This is a genomic window from Streptomyces sp. URMC 123 (assembly GCF_051386515.1).
In the GTDB taxonomy this organism is placed as follows: Bacteria; Actinomycetota; Actinomycetes; order Streptomycetales; family Streptomycetaceae; genus Streptomyces.
Window position 1 is genome coordinate 1 of the sequence record NZ_JBPQTV010000717.1, and the last position, 423, is coordinate 423.

The following is a 423-nucleotide window of genomic DNA, read 5'->3' on the forward strand; positions in this document are numbered from 1 at the left end:
TGGTGTGCAGGCGGCGCTTGGCGCGGGTGGAGTTGAGGGTGGGGTAAAGCGTAGTGAAGGTGGACCAGTGGGCCAGGGCCTGGTCAAGGCGGTCGATGCGGTGCAGGAGCTCGGCGTAGGCGGCGTGGGTGAGGGCCGTGGCGTGGCGTTCTGTGGGGGAGCGGGCGGTGAGTGAGGCGTTGAGGGCGCGGGCGGCCGCCAGGCTGTCGCCGAGGGTGGCCAGGGTCTGGGCGCGCTGGTAGTGCAGGGCGGCGAGCGGATAGGTGGTGAAGGGGCCGGGGGGAGCGTCGGAGCGGGTGTGGAGTTGTTCGGCGCGGGTGAGGGTGTTCAGTGCGTCATGGCGGTGGTTGTGGGCCTGTAGGACGGCGAGCTGGGCATGGGTGTAGGCGCGCACAGGGGGCGGTGCGTGGTGGGCGTGAACGG

The 423-nt window shown here is 71.6% G+C and carries 1 pseudogene; it reads right to left on the reverse strand.

The window, feature by feature from the left end:
* Positions 1-394: pseudogene (locus ACSNOD_RS31765) on the reverse strand (hypothetical protein); the annotation flags it as partial.
* Positions 395-423 lie beyond the last annotated feature (29 nt).